This window comes from Idiomarina sp. UBA4206 (genome assembly GCF_002383015.1).
GTDB lineage: Bacteria > Pseudomonadota > Gammaproteobacteria > Enterobacterales > Alteromonadaceae > Idiomarina > Idiomarina abyssalis.
Genome location: NZ_DFTS01000016.1, coordinates 23,778 through 27,551 on the forward strand (window position 1 = coordinate 23,778; position 3,774 = coordinate 27,551).

Consider the following 3,774-nt stretch of genomic DNA (forward strand, 5'->3'; position numbering starts at 1 on the left):
ATTCAGGAAAAGACATGGACCAGGCCGTATAGCCACCGTCCATGCTGTGCACATCGGTGAAACCGTTGCCTGCTATGTAGTCAGCGGCGCCCTGACTGCTAATGCCGTGATAGCAGACCACAATCACTTTTTGGCTTTTATCAACTGAGTTCAGGAATTGCGGCAGGTTGCTGTTATCCAGGTGTTGAGAACCCGGAATATGCCCCGCAGCAAAAGACTGCGGGTCACGGATATCAACAAAAACCGCTTCGTTATTTTGCCAATGCTCAACGGCGACGGGTAATTCCATTAGCTGATAATTGCTCATTTACCTATTAGTCCCAGTTCAGTATGACTTTGCCCGACTGGCCTGAAATCATGGTTTCAAAGCCTTTCTCAAAGTCATCTATGGGCATTTCGTGCGTTAATATCGGTGAAATATCCAGTCCTGACTGCAGTAAGCTGGCCATTTTGTACCAGGTTTCGAACATTTCACGACCGTAAATACCTTTAATGACCAAGCCTTTGAAAATGACCTGATTCCAGTCAATGGCGACGTTCTCTGGCGGAATGCCCAGCATGGCGACCTTGCCGCCGTGGTTCATAGCTTCCAGCATTTGTGAAAACGCTGAAGGTACGCCTGACATTTCCAGACCCACGTCAAAGCCTTCTTTCATGCCCAGCTCAGTCATGACGTCAGATAGCTTCTCTTTGCTAACGTCCACTGCGCGGGTAACGCCCATTTTACGAGCTAAGTCCAGACGGTATTCATTTACGTCAGTAATAACCACGTGACGCGCGCCCACGTGACGGGCAACGGCTGCTGCCATAATGCCGATAGGGCCGGCGCCAGTAATCAGTACGTCTTCACCCACCAGGTCAAAAGCCAGAGCGGTGTGAACGGCATTGCCGAATGGGTCAAATACCGCCGCCATTTCGTCAGTGACGTCATCTGGCAGTTTGAAGGCGTTTTCAGCCGGTAGTGCTAAGTATTCTGCGAAAGCGCCAGGGCGGTTTACGCCAACGCCATAAGTGTTACGGCACAAGTGACGACGGCCGGCACGACAATTACGACAGTGACCACAGGTAATGTGGCCTTCGCCGGAAACGCGGTCACCAATTTCAAAGCCACGTACGCCATCACCCATTGCGGCAACTTCACCCACGTATTCGTGACCAACTACCATAGGCACCGGAATGGTTTTCTGCGACCAGTCGTCCCATTTGTAAATGTGAACGTCGGTACCACAAATGGCGGTTTTCTTAATTTTAATCAGCAAATCGTTGTAGCCACACTCGGGCTTTTCAACGTCGGTCATCCAGATGCCCGGTTTTGCGTGCAATTTTGACAAAGCTTTCATTCTTTACTCCTTAAATCACACCCAGCTCTTTACCAATGCGGGTAAAGGCTTCAATGGTGCGATCCAGTTGTTCGCGTGTGTGAGCCGCCGACATTTGTGTGCGGATACGGGCTTTGCCTTTAGGAACGACAGGGAACGAAAAGCCGATCACATAAATATCTTCTTCTAACAGGCGGTCTGACATTTCTGAGGCCAGTTTGGCATCGCCTACCATGACCGGAATAATAGCGTGGTCTGCGCCGCTCAAAGTAAAGCCGGCTTTAGTCATTTGCTCACGGAAGTAGCTGGCATTTTCCCACAGTTGGCTGCGCAGCTCATGGCCTTCGGCCAGCATATCCAGCACACGAATCGATGCCTGCACAATGGCTGGCGCTACTGAGTTAGAAAATAAATAAGGGCGTGAGCGCTGGCGTAACCAGTCAATCACTTCTTTCTTGCCTGAAGTGTAACCACCAGATGCACCGCCCAGAGCTTTACCTAAGGTGCCGGTGATAATGTCGACACGACCCATCACGTCGCAGTATTCATGCGTACCTTTACCGTTCTCACCTAAGAAGCCAGTGGCATGGCAGTCGTCCATCATCACCAGCGCGTCGTATTTGTCGGCCAGGTCGCAAATGCCTTTTAAGTTGGCAATAACGCCGTCCATAGAGAACACACCGTCGGTAGCAATTAATTTGTGGCGTGCGCCGTCCGCGTCAGCTTGTTTAAGCTGTGCTTCCAAATCTTCCAGGTTGTTGTTTTTGTAGCGGTAACGCTTGGACTTACTCAGACGAATACCGTCAATGATGCTGGCGTGGTTGAGCTCGTCACTGATAATAGCGTCTTCCGGGCCCATTAGGGTTTCGAATAAGCCACCGTTCGCATCAAAACATGATGAATACAAAATGGTGTCTTCAGTGCCTAAAAACTCGCTCAGTTTTTGTTCCAGCGTTTTGTGAATATCCTGAGTGCCGCAAATAAAACGGACAGAAGCCGTACCGAAGCCATGCTCGTCCAGGCCCTGTTTGGCGGCTTTAATTAAGTCCGGGTGGTTTGCCAGCCCTAAGTAGTTGTTGGCGCAGAAGTTGAGTACCTTGCGGTCATTAACCGTAATTTCCGAGCTTTGGTCCGAACTGATAATACGTTCTTTTTTGTAAAGGCCTTCGGCTTTAGTTTCGGCCAGTTGGTCGGCCAATTGCTGATAAAAGGCTGAGCTCATCTTTTTACTCCACTATTTGAAAACGTAAATTACCCTCTAGTTTACTGATGTTAGTCGTAACTCGCATCCTTAATTTGAATATCGGGCTTTTGTTTAGTGTGCACTTGCGTGTACTCTTTATTGAAAATTAAGAATGGCTCAATCACGGTTTAGGAGACGCTATGCACCGCCGAGCAATTTATCCGGGGACTTTTGATCCTATTACAAACGGCCACGCCGACTTAATTGAGCGTGCTTCAACTCTGTTTAGTGAAATTGTGGTGGGTATTGCAGAAAGCCCGAGCAAGAAGCCACTATTCAGTCTGGAAGAACGCGTTTTATTAGCGCAGCAGGTCACTGAAGACCTCGATAATGTCACCGTCGTAGGCTTTTCCGGGTTATTGGTGGACTTTGCGCATGAGTACGATGCAACGGTGCTGATTCGAGGGTTACGGGCGGTTTCAGACTTTGAATATGAGTTCCAGTTAGCCAACATGAACCGGCGTTTAGACCCGAACCTGGAAAGTGTCTTTTTAACACCGGCAGAGGAAAACTCGTTTATTTCTTCGTCGCTGGTGAAAGAGGTCGCTTTACACGGCGGCGACGTTTCCGGATTCACTGACGCCCGGGTGGCGTCAGCATTAGGGCAAAAATTTTCCGGAAAACGTCCCGGTAAAAGTTAACTTGGTTTAACTAAAAGCGACGTGATAAAACACAATGCTCATTAGCACCGGGCATAAATAACGAATATGCCAGCGTAATAAAGTTAAACCGAGACTTCCCGCAGCAATAGCTTTTAAGTGGTTGCTGCGGTGCCATAACCAACCGACCACCAGCAAGTAGAATAACCCTGACAGCGGCAACTGAAACTGAGTAACTGCCGTGACAACCCAGCCAAACAGCGGCTCAAAAAACAAGATTAATAACAGCGAGAAGGTTGCGATAACCCCCAGTGATAAAGCCGTTGCCGCAGGGCGTTTTAGCTCACGTTCTTCAATGCAGTAAGAGACCGGGACTTCGGCCTGAGCAATGGTTGAAGTCAAAGCGGCGATACTGAGTAAGATAAAGAATGCGAAAGCAACGAAAGGTCCGGCTACGCCCATGCTGTTAAAGAGCTCTGGCAATACCGCAAAAATGAGCTGGCCTTCGCCAATAAGCTGGGAACCTTCACCGACATTAACGCCCAGATGAATACCAGCGTATAAAGCGGGAATAATGAGCAGGCCAGCTAAGAACGCAATAAAGGTGTCCAGC

4 protein-coding genes and 1 pseudogene are annotated in these 3,774 nt (G+C 49.1%); 1 reads left to right on the top strand and 4 read right to left on the bottom strand.

Annotated elements, in window-relative coordinates:
• From glpE to B3180_RS03455, 3 genes are all read right to left on the bottom strand, one after another.
• Window positions 1–307, bottom strand: a 307-nt coding sequence (glpE, locus tag B3180_RS03445; RefSeq protein ID WP_286843074.1) for a thiosulfate sulfurtransferase GlpE, incomplete at its 3' end; no start/stop codon positions are given.
• 7 nt (window positions 308–314) lie between these two features.
• Window positions 315–1,340 (bottom strand): L-threonine 3-dehydrogenase, encoded by a 1,026-nt coding sequence (gene tdh / locus B3180_RS03450; RefSeq protein ID WP_199494450.1) that lies wholly within the window; start codon window positions 1,338–1,340, stop codon window positions 315–317.
• 10 nt (window positions 1,341–1,350) lie between these two features.
• Entirely contained in the window at window positions 1,351–2,541 is a 1,191-nt protein-coding gene (locus tag B3180_RS03455) for a glycine C-acetyltransferase (RefSeq protein ID WP_054490807.1), read from the bottom strand.
• A 161-nt stretch (window positions 2,542–2,702) separates the two neighbouring features.
• Between B3180_RS03455 and coaD the strand changes: the two genes are divergently transcribed.
• On the top strand, window positions 2,703–3,203 hold the full coding sequence (gene coaD, locus B3180_RS03460) for a pantetheine-phosphate adenylyltransferase (RefSeq protein ID WP_199494448.1): 501 nt from the start codon (window positions 2,703–2,705) through the stop codon (window positions 3,201–3,203).
• 6 nt (window positions 3,204–3,209) lie between these two features.
• Here the strand turns inward: coaD and B3180_RS03465 are convergent.
• Window positions 3,210–3,774, bottom strand: a pseudogene (locus B3180_RS03465) (sodium-dependent transporter); the annotation flags it as partial.